Here is a 15,480-nt window from a genome sequence, read left to right as displayed (position 1 = left end):
CCGACTAAGACCGCGGTCGACGTCGAGAAGGACGCCGCGCGAGAGCGCGCCATCGAGATTGCGCGGGACTTCCCGCGACACTGGGTTGCCGATGTCCTCGCCTCCGACGGCGGTGCGGTGCACCTTCGTCCGATCGTCCCGGACGACGCCGAGCGACTCCGGGAATTCCACGGCAAGCTCTCCGACCGCACCCGGTACCTCCGATACTTCGGGCCGTACCCGACGATCTCGAAGAAGGATCTGTTCAACTTCACCGTCGTCGACCACCACAAACGTGTTGCGTTCGTCGCGGTGCTCGGCGACGAGATCATTGCGGTCGGCCGGTACGAAGGCCTACCCGGCGAAGGGGACGGACAGTCCGCGGAGGTCGCCTTCACAGTTGCCGACACACATCAGGGACGTGGCCTCGGACCGATCCTGCTCGAACACCTCGCCGGCGCGGCCGCGGAGAACGGCCTGCACCGCTTCGTCGCGGAGGTCCTCGCCGAGAACCGCAACATGATCACGGTCTTTCGTGAAGCCGGCTATCAGGTCAGCCGCAGCTTCGACGGTGGTGTGGTGCGGCTCGAATTCGCGATCGACCCGACCGAGGCGCTCGTCTCGGTCCGCAACGCCCGCGAACGTGCGGCCGAGGCCCGCAGTGTCCGAAACCTGCTCAGCCCGGGCAGCGTCGCGGTCATCGGTGCTTCCACGGACAGTCGCAAGGTCGGCAACGCGGTACTGGTGAACATGCTGCGCAGCGGATTCAGCGGACCGGTCTACCCGGTCAACGCCGAACACCGTGCGGTGTGCGGTGTGCGTGCCTACCCGACCGTGCGTGACATCCCCGACGAGGTGGACCTCGCGGTTGCCGCGGTGCCCGCCGACGCGATCGACGCGGTACTCGACGACTGCCTCGCCAAGGGCGTCAAGGCGTTGCTGGTCGTGTCGTCCGGATTCGGTGAGACCGGGCCGGAAGGACGCAACTCCGAACGTCGCCTCGCGCACGCTGCGCGGGCACACGGTATGCGGTTGATCGGACCCAACGCATTGGGCGTTGCGAACAACGACCCGACCGTGTTGCTCAACGCCACCCTGGCTCCGGTGCTCCCGCCGGCAGGCAACGTCGGGTTCTTCTGCCAGTCCGGTGCCCTCGGCATCGCGATCCTCGACGAGGCCGCCAAGACCGGTGTTGGGCTGTCGTCGTTCGTCTCCGCAGGTAACCGCGCCGACCTGTCCGGCAACGATCTGCTGCAGTATTGGGACAGCGATCCCGCCACCGAGGTTGTGCTGCTGTATCTCGAGAGCTTCGGCAACCCGCGCAAGTTTTCGCGTATCGCCCGGCGGGTCGCCCGGACGAAGCCGATCGTCGCGGTCAAGAGCGGCCGGCATGCGGTACCACCGGCGCTGGCTGCGCGCACCGGGGAAATGGACGACACGATCGTCAAGGATCTGTTCGAGCAGGCCGGTGTCGTACAGGTCGATTCGATTGCGCAACTGTTCGATACCGCCTTGCTCTTCGGCTATCAACCCCTCCCCGCCGGCCCTCGGGTCGCGGTCGTCGGAAACTCGACTGCGCTCGGATTGCTCGCGGTCGACGCCGCCCGCAGCGAAGGGCTGAGCCCGGGCATCGCCGTCGATCTGGGTGCGCAGGCCAGCCCGCAGGAATTCGCCGATGCCGTCGCGCAGGCCGTCCACGCCACCGATACCGATGCCGTGATCGCCGTGTTCGTTCCGCCGGTCGCCGTCACCGTCGATCCGTTCGCGCAAGCCCTGCGAGATGTCGTCGCCGGCTCCGACAAGCCGGTGGTCAGCACGTTTCTCGCGACCGAAGGTATCCCGGACGTCCTCGCCGTCCGGGACGAGGCAGGCAACCCGATCCGGGGGTCGGTGCCGTCCTATCCGGGACCCGAACGCGCCGTCCGGGCCCTGGCCCGGGCGTGGCGATACGCGAAGTGGCGTAGCCGCCCCACCTCCCAGGTGGTCCGTCCCGCCGGCATCGAACCGGAGCGGGCTCGCACACTGGTCGACGCGTGGCTCGCCAACTCACCCGAAGGCCGGTGGTTGTCCGATTCGGAAGCCGCGCTGTTGCTGTCCTGCTACGGCGTCCACGTCTGCGATTTCCGTGCGGTGACCACTGCAGACGAAGCCGTCGCGGCGGCGGAGGGCATCGGATTCCCGGTGGCGGTCAAGGCCACCGGCGCGCAATGGCGGCACCGGCCGGATCTGAGCGGCGTGCGGCTCGATCTACTCGACGCCGAGGCTGTCCGTGTCGCCTACCGCGATCTGTCGTCGGCTTCCGGGGAGCCGCTCATGCACGTGCAGAAGATGGCGACCAAAGGGATCGGCTGTGTGGTTCGGGTACAGGACGACCCGTCGTTCGGTTCGCTGATCTCGTTCGGGCTGGCCGGTGTCATCTCCGATCTCCTCGGAGATCGCGCATACCGGGTGCTGCCACTCACCGAGGACGAGGCCGCCGAACTCATCGACGCACCGAAAGCAGCTCCGCTGCTGTCCGGCTACCGCAACGCCGCCCCGGTCAGCAAGGCGGCTCTCGTCGACTTCGTTCAGCGCGTCTCGGCGCTCGCCGACGACCTTCCGGAGGTTCGGGAGATCTCGTGTGAACCGGTCCTCGCGTCCGCCACCGGCGCCGACCTGACCGACGCGCACCTGCGAATCGGCCCCGAGCCGCACCCGCTGGATCTCGGACCCCGCCGCTTGCGCTGAACGTGCCACACGGAGGCAGGCGGTGCGGTCGCTGCGAACACCACGATCCCCGAGAACCCAGCCCGGTTCTCGGGGATCGTAGGCGCTGACGTGCCCGGTCAGCTGGCGTAGGCGCGGAGGCGTTCGGCGCGATCGCCCTCGCGGAGCTTGCCCATCACTTCACGTTCGATCTGCCGCACCCGCTCGCGGGACAGTCCGAACAACTTGCCGATCTGGTCGAGGGTACGGGGCTGCCCGTCGTCGAGGCCGTATCGCAGGCGGATGACCTGCTGCTCGCGTTCGTCGAGGGTGGCCAGCACGCTACGGACATCGCTGTGCAGCAGGCCCGCGATCACGGCATTCTCGGCGGACGTCGCCTCGGCATCCTCGATGAAGTCGCCGAGGGGAGCCTCCTCGTCGTTGCCGACCGGCATGTCGAGGCTCACCGGATCGCGACTGTGGTCCAGCAGATCGGCGATCTTCTCGACCGCGATGCCGGACTCTGCCGACAATTCCTCGTCGGTTGCCTCCCGGCCGAGTTGCTGATGCAACTCCCGCTTGATCCGGGCCAGCTTGTTGACCTGTTCGACGAGGTGGACCGGCAGGCGGATCGTGCGGGACTGATCGGCCATGCCGCGGGTGATCGCTTGACGGATCCACCACGTCGCGTACGTCGAGAACTTGAAGCCCTTCGCGTAGTCGAACTTTTCCATGGCGCGAATCAGGCCGAGATTGCCCTCCTGGATCAGGTCGAGGAGCGGCATGCCGCGTCCGGTGTAGCGTTTCGCGAGCGACACGACCAGTCGCAGGTTCGCCTCGAGAAGATGGCTGCGCGCGGCCTTTCCGTCGCGCACCACAGCGGCCAGATTCTGCTTCTTGACCGGACCGAGCCGCTTCTTCGTCTCCAGCAGATGCTGCGCGTACAGGCCGGCCTCGATGCGCTTGGCCAGTTCGACCTCGTCCGCGGCGTTCAGCAGAGCCGTACGGCCGATGCCGTTCAGATAGACGCGGACCAAGTCCGCGGCCGGGCTCTGCGAATCGAGGTCGGAATCGACCCGGGCGTAGGTGTCGGGGCGTGCCATGACGTGCCTCCTCGTCGGTGGTGTCTCACAGCGTTCAACGCCCCGGCGCACCTGGAAAGTTCCCGAGGCTCCCGAACGTCGATGATGCTGACCTGCGTCGATTGCACCGAAGTCCTGAGAAGTTGCTGAGAAGATCCACTGCGGGAACCGACGGGGAACACCGGGCCGGAGGATCACACCGGGTCGATCAGTCCGTGCCGCACGAGCCCGTGCACGAGGGGGATCGCCTGGGTGGTGAGCGCGTCTTCGTCTTCGTCGTGCGCGACCGCGAGCAGCGCGAGCAGTTCTTCCAGCACCAGGCCGTCCGGGCGCATGCCCGCGAGCAGTGCCGCGGCGAGATCGTCGACCTCGTGCTGCCAGGCGGGCCCGCCACCGCGGTGCACCCGTGCGACGACCTGCCGCCAACCGTCCTCGCCGGGCAGGTACACCCGCTCGAGTGCGGTGTCCGCGCGCACGACGAACCGCGCCTCGAGGACATCGTGGTCGCGCAGCCATGCCAGGCGCTCGAAATAGCCGAGTGCCTCCGCGCCGAGCGGATCGGTGAACCCGTGCCGCAGGTCCTCGGCCAGTACGTCCGACGGCGCATCCGTCCGGCGCAGGTACACGAACCCGAAGCCGATACCTTCGACGCGGTGGCGGTCGAAATGATCGAGCCATGCCTCCGCCCGGTCGGCGACGGCGGGATCACGGGGATCGGCATCTCCGTCGTGGAGCCACGTGCCCACGTACAGGGCGGGATCGGCCACATCGCGTTGCACGATCCAGGCGTCCACGCCGTGCGCGGGCAGCCACGATGCGACCCGCGCTCGCCAGTCCTGGTCCTCCACATGCACCCACGACGCGAGCATCGCCGCAGTTCCGCCGAGTTCGAGATGATCGACGGCCCGGGACAGCATGAGCTTGCTCGCACCGTCCAGATCCAGGCCGGAATCCCGGTAACTGTGCTCGACGTGCCCCGCGCTCACCACGAACGGCGGGTTGGCGACGATCCGATCGAAGCGGCGGCCCGCAACCGGCTCGAACCACGAGCCTTCGAGCAGTTCCAACTCGACATCGTTCAGTGCTGCGGTCGCTTCCGCCAGGACCAAGCAACGGGGATTGACGTCGGTAGCGGTGACGGCGTCGGCGAAATCGGTGGCCCGCACCGCCTGCACACCGCATCCGGTGCCCAGATCGAGGACGGTCCGGACCGGATCGGCCGGGATGGCCCGCAGCAACGACAACGATGCCTGCCCGACCCCGAGAACATGATCGGGTCGTGTCGGAACCGGGCGGATAGCGCCGTCGAGATCGGACAGCATCCACCGGTTGCCGGTTCCGGCGTCGAGCGGACGCAGATCCAGGGCAGCGCGTATTCCGTCGTCGTGCGACTCGAGCAGGCCTGCCGCGACGGCATCGTCGACCGTGACCGGATCCAGTGCCGCCGCGACCTCGTCGACCGGACAGGTGTCACCGAGCAGAAACAGGCGGATCAGTGTCCCCAGGTCGCCCCCGCGAACGGTCGCGCGTCGGACCGGCACCGGCTCGCCGCGTCCGAGCGCCGCATGCGCGTCCGGCCCGAGGAGGTCGAGCATGGTGTCGGTGTCGTAGCCACACCGGCGCAGCGCAGCGCGTAGCGGGGGGCAGATCGACAGCAGCAGGTCACGGTCCATGCTCTGCATTCTCGCAGCACACGGGTGCGTCGATGGCGGGTGAGGTCGCCGCTATCCGTCGATGACGTGCGGACGAGGGGGTTCGAGGGCCTGTGTCGCGGCGATGTCCGCGCGGCGACCGTCCCATCGGCTCGGTTCGTCCTTGGATCGGGGCGGACGGTCGTTGGCGATGAGCACCGCGATCCACGGCAGCGGAATGGACGCACCGATGATCGCCATGGAGATCCACGGATTCTCGAACGCGCCGTACGCCAGTGCCGCCAGGATCAACGCGGGGAAGCGGAATGCCATGATCGTCATGTATTTGCGGACCCGTGCCCGGTGCTGGTCCTCGAGAGATGTGGCGGCCTCGGTGATCAGAACCGGGTTGTCGGGCGAGCCACTGTCGGGGGACTCACCGAAACCTGAAGTTCTCGCCATATACCCACTGTCTCACTCTGCCGTGTCCAATGCACACGCGGTGCGGCATCATGGAACGGTGAGCACTCAGATCAAGGAACGGCCCGATACCACCACCGACGAGTCGACCGACGACGACACTCCCAAGTTCTTCCACTACGTCAAGAAGAACAAGATCGCCGAGAGCGCGGTCATGGGCACCCACGTCGTCGCGCTGTGCGGCGAGGTGTTTCCGGTCACGCGGTCGGCGAAGCCTGGTTCGCCGGTGTGCCCGGACTGCAAGAAGGTCTACGAGGGTCTGCGCACGGGCGACTGAGGCGACGACCCGGACGTGTGGATCCGGGCTGACGGGTGAGGTTGGGGGGTTCCGGCCCGGATGATCGGGTCGGAACCCGGTGATTCCGTTGCGGCTGATTCCGTTGCGGCGGTCTCGTCCGAGTTCGGCGAATCCGTCGTCTCTGCCCGCCGATCGGCGTTCGGGAGTGCGATCTTCTCGGGTCTGTCGTCGATGGGGCACGACTCCGGCGCTCGATCGCCCGGACGGATCAGATCCGCCAGTCGCACCTGATTCGTCGTCAGTAGCCGGGTGAGGTTCGTGACCGGACCCTCCTCCGGCGACGGCTGCTGCGCGGCCTGAGCCGCCAGCCAGTCGCGCCATTGCTCGAGCCGCGTCGCCCGCGCCGGCCAGAATTCCTGCACGGTCGCGTTGAATTCGGCTCCGAGTACCACTGCGAAGCCGAGGAAGAACGTGAACAGCAGGAACGCAATGGGCGTGGCGAGCGCGCCGTAGGTGTAGCCGGTGCCGGCAATCCAGCTCAGATACCACCGCAGCCCCTCGCTGGCGGTCAGGAAGAACGCACCGGCGAGCAGGGCGCCGCCGAGCAGTCGGTGCCACGGCAGGGACCTGGGCAATGCCACTTTGTACAAGGTGGTCAGACCCACCAGTAGCAGCAGGGCCACCGCGGGGTAGTAGAACGTGTCGACGATCCGGGACCCGAGGTCGTACCAGGACTCGGGTAGCGCCCGGCCGATCAGGTTCGGCCCGAGTGCCACCAACGGCAGGGTGAACACCGCCAGGATGAGAAACATCACGTACAACAGCAGCGCGAAGAAGCGTTGCCACACCGGGTGGCGGTGCTCCTGCTGACCGTGCGCCTCGACGATCGAATCGACGAACGTCGAGATCGCGGACGAACCCGCCCACAGCGACAGCAGGAAGCCGAGCGATATCAGTTCGGGGCGTCCGCGGACCAGCACATCGGTGGCGGTGGGGCTGATGATGCCGTCGACGACGTTCTCACTGAACACGGTCCGGCTGAAGGTGATGGTCTTGGACAGGATGATGTCGACGGTGTCGGGTCCGAACCATCCGCCCACGTAACCGAGGCTCCCGATCAGTCCGAGTACGAGGGGTGGCAGCGACAGCGTCTGCCAGAACGCGGCCGTCGCCGCCTTGCTGAAGATCGAGTCGTCCCACGCTTTGGACGCGGTCCGCCCGATCACCCGCAGCATTGTCCGCACCGGCCGCGGGACGCGTCGATGGGAGGGTTTCGGTGCGGGGGATCGGGGTGTCTCGCTCATGTACTTCCAGCATTCCTCACGACGCGCGAGCGGCTGACGCGTGGTCGATGTGTGCGCGTCGAATTCTGCCACGATCGCGTGCGCAACCTCGGTCGTGGGCGATTCGAGGCAGGGAACGGCCGCCGGAGGCGATAGGCTGCCACACGGCCGGTTGAAGGTTCGGACGATGCAGTGTGGACCGGATGATGCAGTGGGAACCGGCCGATCGTGAGCGGAGAAGGAGCGCAAGTTACCGGTGAGCACCGAAACCGTAGGCACGACCACGACTTCCGCTCCTTCCGCGCAACTTCGTGCATGGCAGCGGCGTGCCCTGACCAAATACCTTGCGACGGGACCGCGGGACTTCCTCGCAGTTGCTACGCCCGGCGCAGGCAAGACCACGTTCGCTCTGCGGGTCGCCGCCGAGTTGCTGCGAGACCGGACCGTCGACCAGATCACCGTCGTCGCGCCCACCGAGCACCTCAAGCACCAGTGGTCTGCCGCCGCGTCGCGCAGCGGAATCGCCCTCGATTCGAATTTCACGAACTCGACCGGGCAGACGTCGAGCGACTATCAGGGCGTCGTGGTCACCTACGCGCAGGTGGCGTCGCACCCGTTCAAGCATCGGGTCCGCACAGAAGCGCGCCGGACACTGGTGATTCTCGACGAGATCCATCACGGTGGCGACGCGAAGAGCTGGGGCGAGGGCATCCTCGAGGCATTCGGCGACGCGACGCGCCGGCTCGCCCTGACCGGTACGCCGTTCCGCAGCGACGACAGTGCCATCCCGTTCGTGGTGTACGAGCCGAACGAGGACGGGCTGATGCAGTCCAAGGCGGACCACTCGTACGGGTACTCCGATGCGCTCGCCGACGGCGTCGTGCGGCCGGTCGTGTTCCTGGCCTACTCGGGGGAGGCACGATGGCGGACGAGCGCGGGGGAGGAGTTCACCGCGCGGCTCGGTGAGCCACTCAGCGCCGAGCAGACGGCGCGGGCGTGGCGCACCGCTCTCGATCCCGACGGGGACTGGATCCCGGCGGTCCTCGGCGCCGCGAACACCCGGCTCGAACAATTGCGAGCCGGTGGCATGCCCGACGCGGGCGGACTGGTGATCGCGACCGATCAAACGGTGGCCCGCGCCTACGCGACGATCCTGGAACGTCTCACCGGCGAGATGCCCGCCGTCGTGTTGTCCGATGATCCGGCCGCGTCCGACCGCATCTCCCGGTTCAGCGACGGGGATCAGCGCTGGATGGTCGCGGTTCGCATGGTGTCCGAAGGCGTCGACGTCCCGCGACTCGCGGTCGGGGTGTATGCGACGAGCGCCTCGACCCCGCTGTTCTTCGCTCAGGCGATCGGCCGGTTCGTGCGGTCGCGTCGACCGGGTGAGACTGCCAGTGTGTTCCTGCCGTCGGTGCCGGTACTGCTCGATCTCGCGGCTCAACTCGAGGCGCAACGCGACCATGTGCTGGGAAAGCCGCATCGGCAGAAGGAAGGCTTCGACGACGAACTGCTCGCCGACGCGAACCGGCGCAAGGACGAACCCGGCGAGGACGAGAAGGCATTCACCTCCCTCGGTGCGGACGCCGAACTCGATCAGGTGATCTACGACGGTTCCTCGTTCGGGACGGCCACCTTCTCCGGTAGCGACGAGGAAGCCGACTATCTCGGGCTTCCGGGACTGCTCGACGCCGATCAGATGCGTGCGCTGCTCCGGCAGCGCCAGGAGGAGCAGCTCAGCAAGCCACGGCAGGCCGCGCCCGAACCGCCGCCGCAGGTCGTGGAGCGGGTTGCCACCGCCGACACTCTCGCGGGTTTGCGCCGAGACCTGAACTCTCTCGTAGCGGTCGTGCACCACCGGACCCGTAAGCCGCACGGCGTCATCCACGGGGAACTGCGCCGCCAGTGTGGGGGCCCGCCGACCGCACTGGCGACGGCCGAACAGTTGCGTGACCGGATCGCGGTACTGCGGAGCTGGTGATCGTCCGGGCACGCCGGAATGCGAGCGGGAACGGCGAAGCGGGCGCCCACGGTGTGGACGCCCGCTTCGGGTCGGGTCTCGAAGCCGTAGTACGGCTCGGACGAAAACGTCAGACGGTGGCGGTGGCGTCGTCCTCGGTGAGGATCGTGGCGCCCGTCTCGCGGAGCCGGTCGGTGTGTTCCTTGGCGTGGTGGCCGCAGAACAACAGTTCTCCACCGGTCGCCAGAACGGCGCGGACGCGAGCGGCGGCGTTGCACCGGTCACACCGGTCTGCGGCGGTCAACTCAGGGCTGGTCAAGGTACCGGGCATGACTCCTCCAAACTGGCCACCACCACATCGGTCGCCTGGGGTCTGGTCCGCCGCGCCGGGAGTGGCGCGGTAGATCTACTCTGACAGACGATGTGCGTTCATGTGTTGTTCCCGTCTGTGGTAGATCGTGGCGTGTTTCACGTAAATGCCACGGAAAAGCCCAGGACGTGGACATTCTTCGGGTGTTTGTTCGCTCACAGCGCAGCGCGAGGAGTACTGATGGCAGGAAACCTTCTGCACATTTGCGGCCGGGACGAATGGGTGGCGGCGCACCGAGTGGGGGTGCTGACCCCGCACTCTCTGGCAGAGGCGGGCTTCGTGCACCTGTCCACACCGGAACAGGTGCACCTGCCCGCGAACCGGTTGTTCGCCGGTCGCCGTGACCTGGTCCTGCTTCACGTCGACCCGGCGAGGCTGTCGGATCCGGTGCGGTACGAACCCGGTGTGCCCGGCGATCCGGAATCGATGCGCTTCCCGCACCTGTACGGACCGCTTCCGCTCGGGGCGATCGTGGACGCGACACCGTACGAGCCTGGCACGGACGGGAAGTTCTCGGCCCCGTGAATCGGCGAGGCGTTTCACCGAAATCGCAGGTGCCCCCGAACAACCGGGCAATCCGGGCAACGTCGAACCCCGGCTGCCGATAGGTGCCGCCGCGACCTACCCTTGCGGAATGAACGTCGACGTGACGCCGCTTCCCGGCATCGGGGTGCGCAAGGATTTCGTGCTGACGTCGGGGCGCCGGATCGGGGTCATCACCCACCGGGACGGCCATTCCGACCTGATCATCTCCAAGGCAGACGACCCCGATGCGTGTGCCGCATCCCTGCCGATGACCCTCGAGGAAACCGCGACACTGAGCAATCTGCTCGGCGCACCGCAACTCGTCGCCCAACTCCAGGACGACCATCGAGATCTTCCGGGAATCGTCACGCGCCAGCTCCACATCCAGGAAGGATCGCGTTTCGACGGTGGTGTGTTGGGCGATACCTCGCTGCGCACCCGTACCGGCGTGTCCGTCGTCGCGGTGATGCGCGCAGGCCAGGTCGCGCCGTCCCCGAAACCCGACTACGTCCTCACCGGAGGTGACATTCTCGTTGCCGTCGGTACCGCCGACGGCCTCGACGCCGCGGCGAAGATCCTGCGGAACGGCTGACCGCCCGGCATGGATTCGACCACTCTCGCGCTCATCGAACTGGGAGCCGTCTTCTTCGCACTCGGCGTCCTCGGCCGGGTCGCCGCCAAGTTCGGTATGTCACCCATCCCGTTCTATCTGATCGGTGGACTGTGCTTCGGCAACGGCGGGTTCATTCAGCTCGGAGACATCAGCGAGTTCAGCCACGTCGCCAGTGAAATCGGTGTTGTGTTGCTGTTGCTGCTGCTGGGACTCGAATACACCGCGAGTGAATTGGTCACCGGTCTTCGCCGTTCGCGTGTCGCCGGAATCATCGACCTCGTCCTCAACGCGGCACCGGGCGCGATCATCGCCTTGATGCTCGGGCTCGGCCCGATCGGCGCGTTCGTGCTCGCCGGCGTCACCTACATATCCTCCTCCGGCATCATCGCGAAAGTCCTCGACGACCTCGGCCGGCTCGGCAACCGGGAAACCCCGATCGTGCTGTCGATCCTCGTGTTCGAAGACCTTGCGATGGCGGTGTACCTGCCGATCCTCACGGCGATCCTCGCCGGCGTGAATCTTCTCGGCGGTCTCGAAGCCGTCGCGATCTCGCTCGGGCTCGTCACCGTCGTCCTGGTACTCGTCCTGAAGTACGGACGGTACGTCTCGCTGGTACTCGACAGTCCCGATCGGGAAACGCTGCTGCTGAAGCTGCTGGGCGCCGCACTGCTCGTCGCGGGCATAGCGTCGGCGCTGCAGGTATCGGCGGCGGTCGGAGCATTCCTGCTCGGTATCGCCATTTCCGGTTCGACCGCGCACAATGCGGCACGGGTCCTCGAACCGCTGCGTGATCTGTTCGCCGCGATCTTCTTCGTCTTCTTCGGGCTCAACACCGACCCGACGGCGATCCCGCCGGTCCTCGGGTGGGCGGTTCTGCTGGCCGTCATCACATCCCTGACGAAGCTCGCGACCGGGTGGATCGCCGCGAAGCAGCACGGCATCGGCGTCATGGGCCGGGCCAGGGCCGGGTCCGCGCTCATCGCGCGCGGCGAATTCTCCATCGTGATCGCGGGCCTGGCCGTCGCATCCGGCCAAGTCGACAGTCAACTCGCCGCAATCGCCTCCGCATACGTGATGATCACCGCGGTACTCGGTCCGATCGCGGCGCGCGTCGTCGAACCCGTGATGCGCACGCTGACCGCGCACAGATCGGGAAAGCCCACGACTGAACCCGAGAGTGAACCGGATCTTCTCTGACGGGCACAGCTCCGCCCACCGATGCGTGTGGCCCGGTCCGCGGGGCGGCGGTCCGGGCCACAGTCGGACGGTGTCAGTCCAGACAAGCTGTGTCAGTCCAGGTAGTCGCGCAGAACCTGAGAGCGGGACGGGTGCCGCAGCTTCGACATCGTCTTCGACTCGATCTGCCGGATTCGTTCCCGCGTGACGCCGTACACCTGGCCGATCTCGTCGAGCGTGCGCGGCTGGCCGTCGGTGAGGCCGAACCGAAGTCGCACCACACCGGCCTCACGTTCGGACAGTGTTTCGAGCACCGACTGCAACTGATCCTGCAGCAGCGTGAAGGACACCGCATCGACCGCCACGACGGCCTCGGAGTCTTCGATGAAGTCGCCGAGTTGGCTGTCGCCCTCGTCGCCGATGGTCTGGTCGAGTGAAATGGGTTCGCGGGCGTACTGCTGGATCTCCAGCACCTTCTCCGGCGTGATGTCCATTTCCTTGGCGAGTTCCTCCGGCGTGGGTTCGCGTCCCAGGTCCTGCAGGAGTTCACGTTGGATACGGCCGAGCTTGTTGATGACCTCGACCATGTGCACCGGAATACGGATGGTGCGGGCCTGGTCGGCCATCGCCCGAGTAATGGCCTGCCGGATCCACCACGTCGCGTAGGTGGAGAACTTGTAGCCCTTCGTGTAGTCGAACTTCTCGACGGCACGGATGAGCCCGAGATTGCCTTCCTGGATGAGATCCAGGAAAGCCATCCCACGACCGGTGTAGCGCTTTGCGAGCGAGACGACCAAGCGCAGGTTCGCTTCGAGCAGATGGTTCTTCGCGCGGTTGCCGTCGCGGCAGATCCAGTTCATGTCGCGGCGCTGGGCCACCGGGAGTTTCTCGCCCTTGGCGGCGAACTCCTGCATCCGGAACGTCGCGTACAAGCCGGCCTCGATGCGTTTGGCGAGCTCGACCTCCTCCTCGGCGTTGAGCAGCGCGACCTTACCGATCTGCTTGAGGTAGGCGCGCACCGAGTCCGCGGACGCGGTGAGTTCGGCATCCTTGCGGGCCTGTCGCAGGGCTTCGGATTCCTCCTCGTCCCAGACGAAGTCCCCGGACGCCTTGTCCTTCTCGCTGGGCTCGTCGGTTTCGGTTTCGGTTTCCGCGCCGTCGTCCTCGACGACGACCTCCTCGGCGCCCTCGAGGTCGTCGGCACCGACCTCCAGATCTTCGAGCCGAGTGTCGCCTCCGTCGAAGTCCTCGTCGCCGGCACCCTTGGGTGCAGTCTTCGCCGCGGCCTTCTTGGCGGGTGCTTTTTTCGCCGCGGCCTTCTTGGCGGGTGCTTTTTTCGCTGCGGCCTTCTTAGCGGGCGCCTTCTTCGCCGCGGCCTTCTTGACCGGCCGCTTCGTGGCGGGAGCGGTGTCGGTCGCAGAATCCGCGGGGGTGCCCGCAGCGTCCGAGACGGGTGCGGATTCGGCGGGAGAATCAGCGGTGTGGATGTCGGTGGCTGCCACGTACGCCCTTTCGTGACGAGGTAGTGCGGCGTCGCGCCAGAGTGGCTCCGGCGGAGAGGTCTGTCGGGATCGGCCGGGTTCACGGCCAGCTGTGCACCATTGTAACGATCGCTGTGACGATCAATGTGCCGGACTCAAGGAGTGATGCGTGTTTTCGCAGCGTGCGCGGCTCCGACGATGCCCGCGGTGTTGCGCAGCTCGGCCGGAACGACGGGCGTGGCGTTCGTCAGCAGCGGGATCCACTTGTCGCTCTTGCGACTGATCCCGCCGCCGGCAACGAACAAGTCCGGCCACAGCAACGCCTCGAACCGCGCCAGAACCCGGGAAACCTCCTCGGCCCACCGCTTGTACGACCAGTCCCGGTCTTCCTTCGTCTTCGACGAGGCGCGGTGCTCGGCCTCCTTTCCGTCGACCTCCATGTGGCCGAATTCGGTGTTCGGGAGCAACACTCCGTTGTTCAGTACTGCCGAACCGATACCGGTACCGAACGTCAGCAGCACGACGACGCCGTGCGCGTCCCTCGCCGCCCCGAACCGGTCTTCGGCGAGACCGGCGGCGTCCGCATCGTTCAGAACCGTCACCTCGCGGCCGTCGAGCGCTGCCGAGAACAGCGCGCGCGCGTCCGCCCCGATCCACGTGGGGTCGATGTTCGCGGCCGTGCGGACGAAACCGCCCGTCACCACGCTCGGCAGGGCCAGGCCGACCGGGCCGGTCCAGCCGGACTCGGCGACGATCTGGGCGGCCGTATCGGCTACGGCTGCGGGCGTTGCCGGCTGCGGTGTGAGGATCTTGATGCGTTCACCCATCAACTGGCCGGTCGACAGGTCGACGACGCCACCCTTGACGCCGCTTCCGCCGATGTCGATGCCGAATCCGAGGTCCGCCGGATCATGGTGGACTTCCTGCGTCATCACGTTCTCCCTGTGGTCGGTGGGATCGGGCGTCGCTCGTGCCGTCACCCTAGTTCGAACCGGGCCGATCCGTGGGTGGTGCGAGCGCGTAGCGTGTGTTCGGATGGGTACGTGAGTGAATCCCAGGGACTCGGCGCTTCGTCCGCGCTCGACAACGGCACTTCGGAGACTGCGGCCGATGAGCATGCGGCACTCCGCGTGGTCGCGGTGACGGTGGCGGTGGAAGCCGCCGCGCACGTCCGTCGCCGCCGGTCCGAACTCTTCGGGACGAGCTCCGCAGGCGGAGCAGACGCGGTCCGCACGAAATCGACCGACACGGATCCGGTCACGGTCGCCGACACCGAGAGCGAGGACCTCATTCGCCGGCAACTGGCGCGCCTGCGCCCGGGCGACGGTTTCCTGGGCGAGGAAGGCGGCGGCGATTCCGACATGGTCGGGCAGCGCGTGCGGTGGGTCGTCGACCCCATCGACGGCACGGTCAACTTCGTCTATGGCATTCCGGTGTTCGCGGTGTCGGTGGCCGCGCAGGTCGAGGGGCGCTCGGTCGCGGGGGCGGTCGTGGACGTGAGCACCGGTGACACGTACTCGGCAGCGGTGGGTGCCGGTGCCACGCTCACGACCGCCGACGGTGCGGTTGCGGCATTGTGTTGCGCGCCGGTCACCGAGACGGGACTGGCACTGGTGGCGACCGGCTTCTCGTACGACGCGGACCGTCGAGCACACCAAGGGCGGATTGTCGCGCGGTTGCTGCCGCAGGTCCGCGACATCCGGCGGATGGGTGCCGCCGCACTCGACCTGTGCATGGTCGCGTGTGGACGAGTCGATGCACACTTCGAGCACGGGCTGAACCCGTGGGACTGGGCGGCGGGCGCGCTGATCGCCGCGGAGGCGGGAGCGATGGTCCGGGTGCCCGCCGGATTCGGCGCCGACGGTGAGGTCACCGTGGCTGCCGCTCCGGGTATCGCCGACGACTTCCTGCAGCTACTGACCGAGATCGGAGCGGACCGCCCAGTCGTATCCGGACGGGTCTAGCCGTATCCGGACG

General features: G+C 67.2%; 14 protein-coding genes. 7 read left to right on the top strand and 7 right to left on the bottom strand.

Going from position 1 to position 15,480, the window contains the following annotated elements; translation table 11 throughout:
* The first annotated feature begins 51 nt into the window (after positions 1-51).
* Positions 52-2,706 (top strand): GNAT family N-acetyltransferase, encoded by a 2,655-nt coding sequence (locus WAX14_RS05770; protein ID WP_422627150.1) that lies wholly within the window; start codon positions 52-54, stop codon positions 2,704-2,706.
* A gap of 98 nt (positions 2,707-2,804) precedes the next feature.
* Here WAX14_RS05770 and WAX14_RS05765 read toward each other — a convergent pair whose 3' ends face one another.
* The 3 genes from WAX14_RS05765 to WAX14_RS05755 form a co-directional block, all read right to left on the bottom strand.
* On the bottom strand, positions 2,805-3,767 hold the full coding sequence (locus tag WAX14_RS05765) for a sigma-70 family RNA polymerase sigma factor (protein ID WP_422627130.1): 963 nt from the start codon (positions 3,765-3,767) through the stop codon (positions 2,805-2,807).
* A gap of 173 nt (positions 3,768-3,940) precedes the next feature.
* A complete protein-coding gene (locus WAX14_RS05760) occupies positions 3,941-5,419 on the bottom strand; it encodes a DUF7059 domain-containing protein (protein WP_422627129.1) in 1,479 nt (492 codons plus the stop codon).
* A 51-nt stretch (positions 5,420-5,470) separates the two neighbouring features.
* On the bottom strand, positions 5,471-5,839 hold the full coding sequence (locus WAX14_RS05755; protein WP_422627128.1) for a DUF3099 domain-containing protein: 369 nt from the start codon (positions 5,837-5,839) through the stop codon (positions 5,471-5,473).
* A gap of 58 nt (positions 5,840-5,897) precedes the next feature.
* On the opposite strand from WAX14_RS05755, the gene WAX14_RS05750 reads away from it, so the two are divergent.
* Complete coding sequence (locus WAX14_RS05750) at positions 5,898-6,134, top strand: DUF3039 domain-containing protein (protein WP_422627127.1); 237 nt, start codon at positions 5,898-5,900, stop codon at positions 6,132-6,134.
* Here the strand turns inward: WAX14_RS05750 and WAX14_RS05745 are convergent.
* A complete protein-coding gene (locus WAX14_RS05745) occupies positions 6,107-7,399 on the bottom strand; it encodes a YihY/virulence factor BrkB family protein (RefSeq protein ID WP_422627126.1) in 1,293 nt (430 codons plus the stop codon). The two genes, WAX14_RS05750 and WAX14_RS05745, sit on opposite strands and share 28 nt — an antisense overlap.
* A gap of 235 nt (positions 7,400-7,634) precedes the next feature.
* Here WAX14_RS05745 and WAX14_RS05740 point away from each other — a divergent pair, with 235 nt between their 5' ends.
* The gene (locus WAX14_RS05740; RefSeq protein ID WP_422627125.1) at positions 7,635-9,359 is read left to right on the top strand and encodes a DEAD/DEAH box helicase; all 1,725 of its coding nucleotides are present in this window, start codon (positions 7,635-7,637) and stop codon (positions 9,357-9,359) included.
* A gap of 109 nt (positions 9,360-9,468) precedes the next feature.
* Here WAX14_RS05740 and WAX14_RS05735 read toward each other — a convergent pair whose 3' ends face one another.
* Positions 9,469-9,669, bottom strand: a complete 201-nt coding sequence (locus WAX14_RS05735) for a DUF7455 domain-containing protein (RefSeq protein WP_422627124.1) — start codon at positions 9,667-9,669, stop codon at positions 9,469-9,471.
* Between the two features lie 219 nt (positions 9,670-9,888).
* On the opposite strand from WAX14_RS05735, the gene WAX14_RS05730 reads away from it, so the two are divergent.
* The 3 genes from WAX14_RS05730 (at position 9,889) to WAX14_RS05720 (ending at position 12,043) form a co-directional block, all read left to right on the top strand.
* A complete protein-coding gene (locus tag WAX14_RS05730) occupies positions 9,889-10,233 on the top strand; it encodes a DUF952 domain-containing protein (protein WP_422627123.1) in 345 nt (114 codons plus the stop codon).
* Between the two features lie 109 nt (positions 10,234-10,342).
* Positions 10,343-10,825 carry a cation:proton antiporter regulatory subunit gene (locus WAX14_RS05725; RefSeq protein WP_422627122.1) on the top strand — a complete coding sequence of 161 codons (483 nt, stop codon included), beginning with the start codon at positions 10,343-10,345 and terminating at the stop codon, positions 10,823-10,825.
* A 9-nt stretch (positions 10,826-10,834) separates the two neighbouring features.
* Entirely contained in the window at positions 10,835-12,043 is a 1,209-nt protein-coding gene (locus WAX14_RS05720; RefSeq protein ID WP_422627121.1) for a cation:proton antiporter, read from the top strand.
* A gap of 92 nt (positions 12,044-12,135) precedes the next feature.
* Here the strand turns inward: WAX14_RS05720 and WAX14_RS05715 are convergent, their stop codons facing one another.
* Together WAX14_RS05715 and ppgK are read right to left on the bottom strand one after the other, a co-directional pair.
* Entirely contained in the window at positions 12,136-13,524 is a 1,389-nt protein-coding gene (locus WAX14_RS05715; RefSeq protein WP_422627120.1) for an RNA polymerase sigma factor, read from the bottom strand.
* A gap of 134 nt (positions 13,525-13,658) precedes the next feature.
* Positions 13,659-14,435, bottom strand: a complete 777-nt coding sequence (ppgK, locus tag WAX14_RS05710) for a polyphosphate--glucose phosphotransferase (RefSeq protein ID WP_422627119.1) — start codon at positions 14,433-14,435, stop codon at positions 13,659-13,661.
* 198 nt (positions 14,436-14,633) lie between these two features.
* Here ppgK and WAX14_RS05705 point away from each other — a divergent pair, with 198 nt between their 5' ends.
* Positions 14,634-15,467: an inositol monophosphatase family protein gene (locus tag WAX14_RS05705; protein ID WP_422627149.1), complete on the top strand. Its 834-nt coding sequence runs from the start codon at positions 14,634-14,636 to the stop codon at positions 15,465-15,467.
* The last annotated feature ends 13 nt before the right edge of the window (positions 15,468-15,480 follow it).

Origin of the sequence: Rhodococcus sp. (in: high G+C Gram-positive bacteria), assembly GCF_049299235.1 — a bacterium.
In the GTDB taxonomy this organism is placed as follows: Bacteria; Actinomycetota; Actinomycetes; order Mycobacteriales; family Mycobacteriaceae; genus Rhodococcus.
Note: the sequence above shows the minus strand (reverse complement) of the source record. Positions and strands in the feature narration are given on the sequence as shown.

Bases quoted from the DNA above. Each gene is read 5' to 3' on its own strand.
- WAX14_RS05765 (WP_422627130.1), bottom strand. From the start codon at position 3,767: ATGGCACGCCCCGACACCTACGCCCGGGTCGATTCCGACCTCGATTCG.
- WAX14_RS05760 (WP_422627129.1), bottom strand. From the start codon at position 5,419: ATGGACCGTGACCTGCTGCTGTCGATCTGCCCCCCGCTACGCGCTGCG.
- WAX14_RS05755 (WP_422627128.1), bottom strand. From the start codon at position 5,839: ATGGCGAGAACTTCAGGTTTCGGTGAGTCCCCCGACAGTGGCTCGCCC.
- WAX14_RS05745 (WP_422627126.1), bottom strand. From the start codon at position 7,399: ATGAGCGAGACACCCCGATCCCCCGCACCGAAACCCTCCCATCGACGC.
- WAX14_RS05735 (WP_422627124.1), bottom strand. From the start codon at position 9,669: ATGCCCGGTACCTTGACCAGCCCTGAGTTGACCGCCGCAGACCGGTGT.
- WAX14_RS05730 (WP_422627123.1), top strand. From the start codon at position 9,889: ATGGCAGGAAACCTTCTGCACATTTGCGGCCGGGACGAATGGGTGGCG.
- WAX14_RS05725 (WP_422627122.1), top strand. From the start codon at position 10,343: ATGAACGTCGACGTGACGCCGCTTCCCGGCATCGGGGTGCGCAAGGAT.
- WAX14_RS05720 (WP_422627121.1), top strand. From the start codon at position 10,835: ATGGATTCGACCACTCTCGCGCTCATCGAACTGGGAGCCGTCTTCTTC.
- ppgK (WP_422627119.1), bottom strand. From the start codon at position 14,435: ATGACGCAGGAAGTCCACCATGATCCGGCGGACCTCGGATTCGGCATC.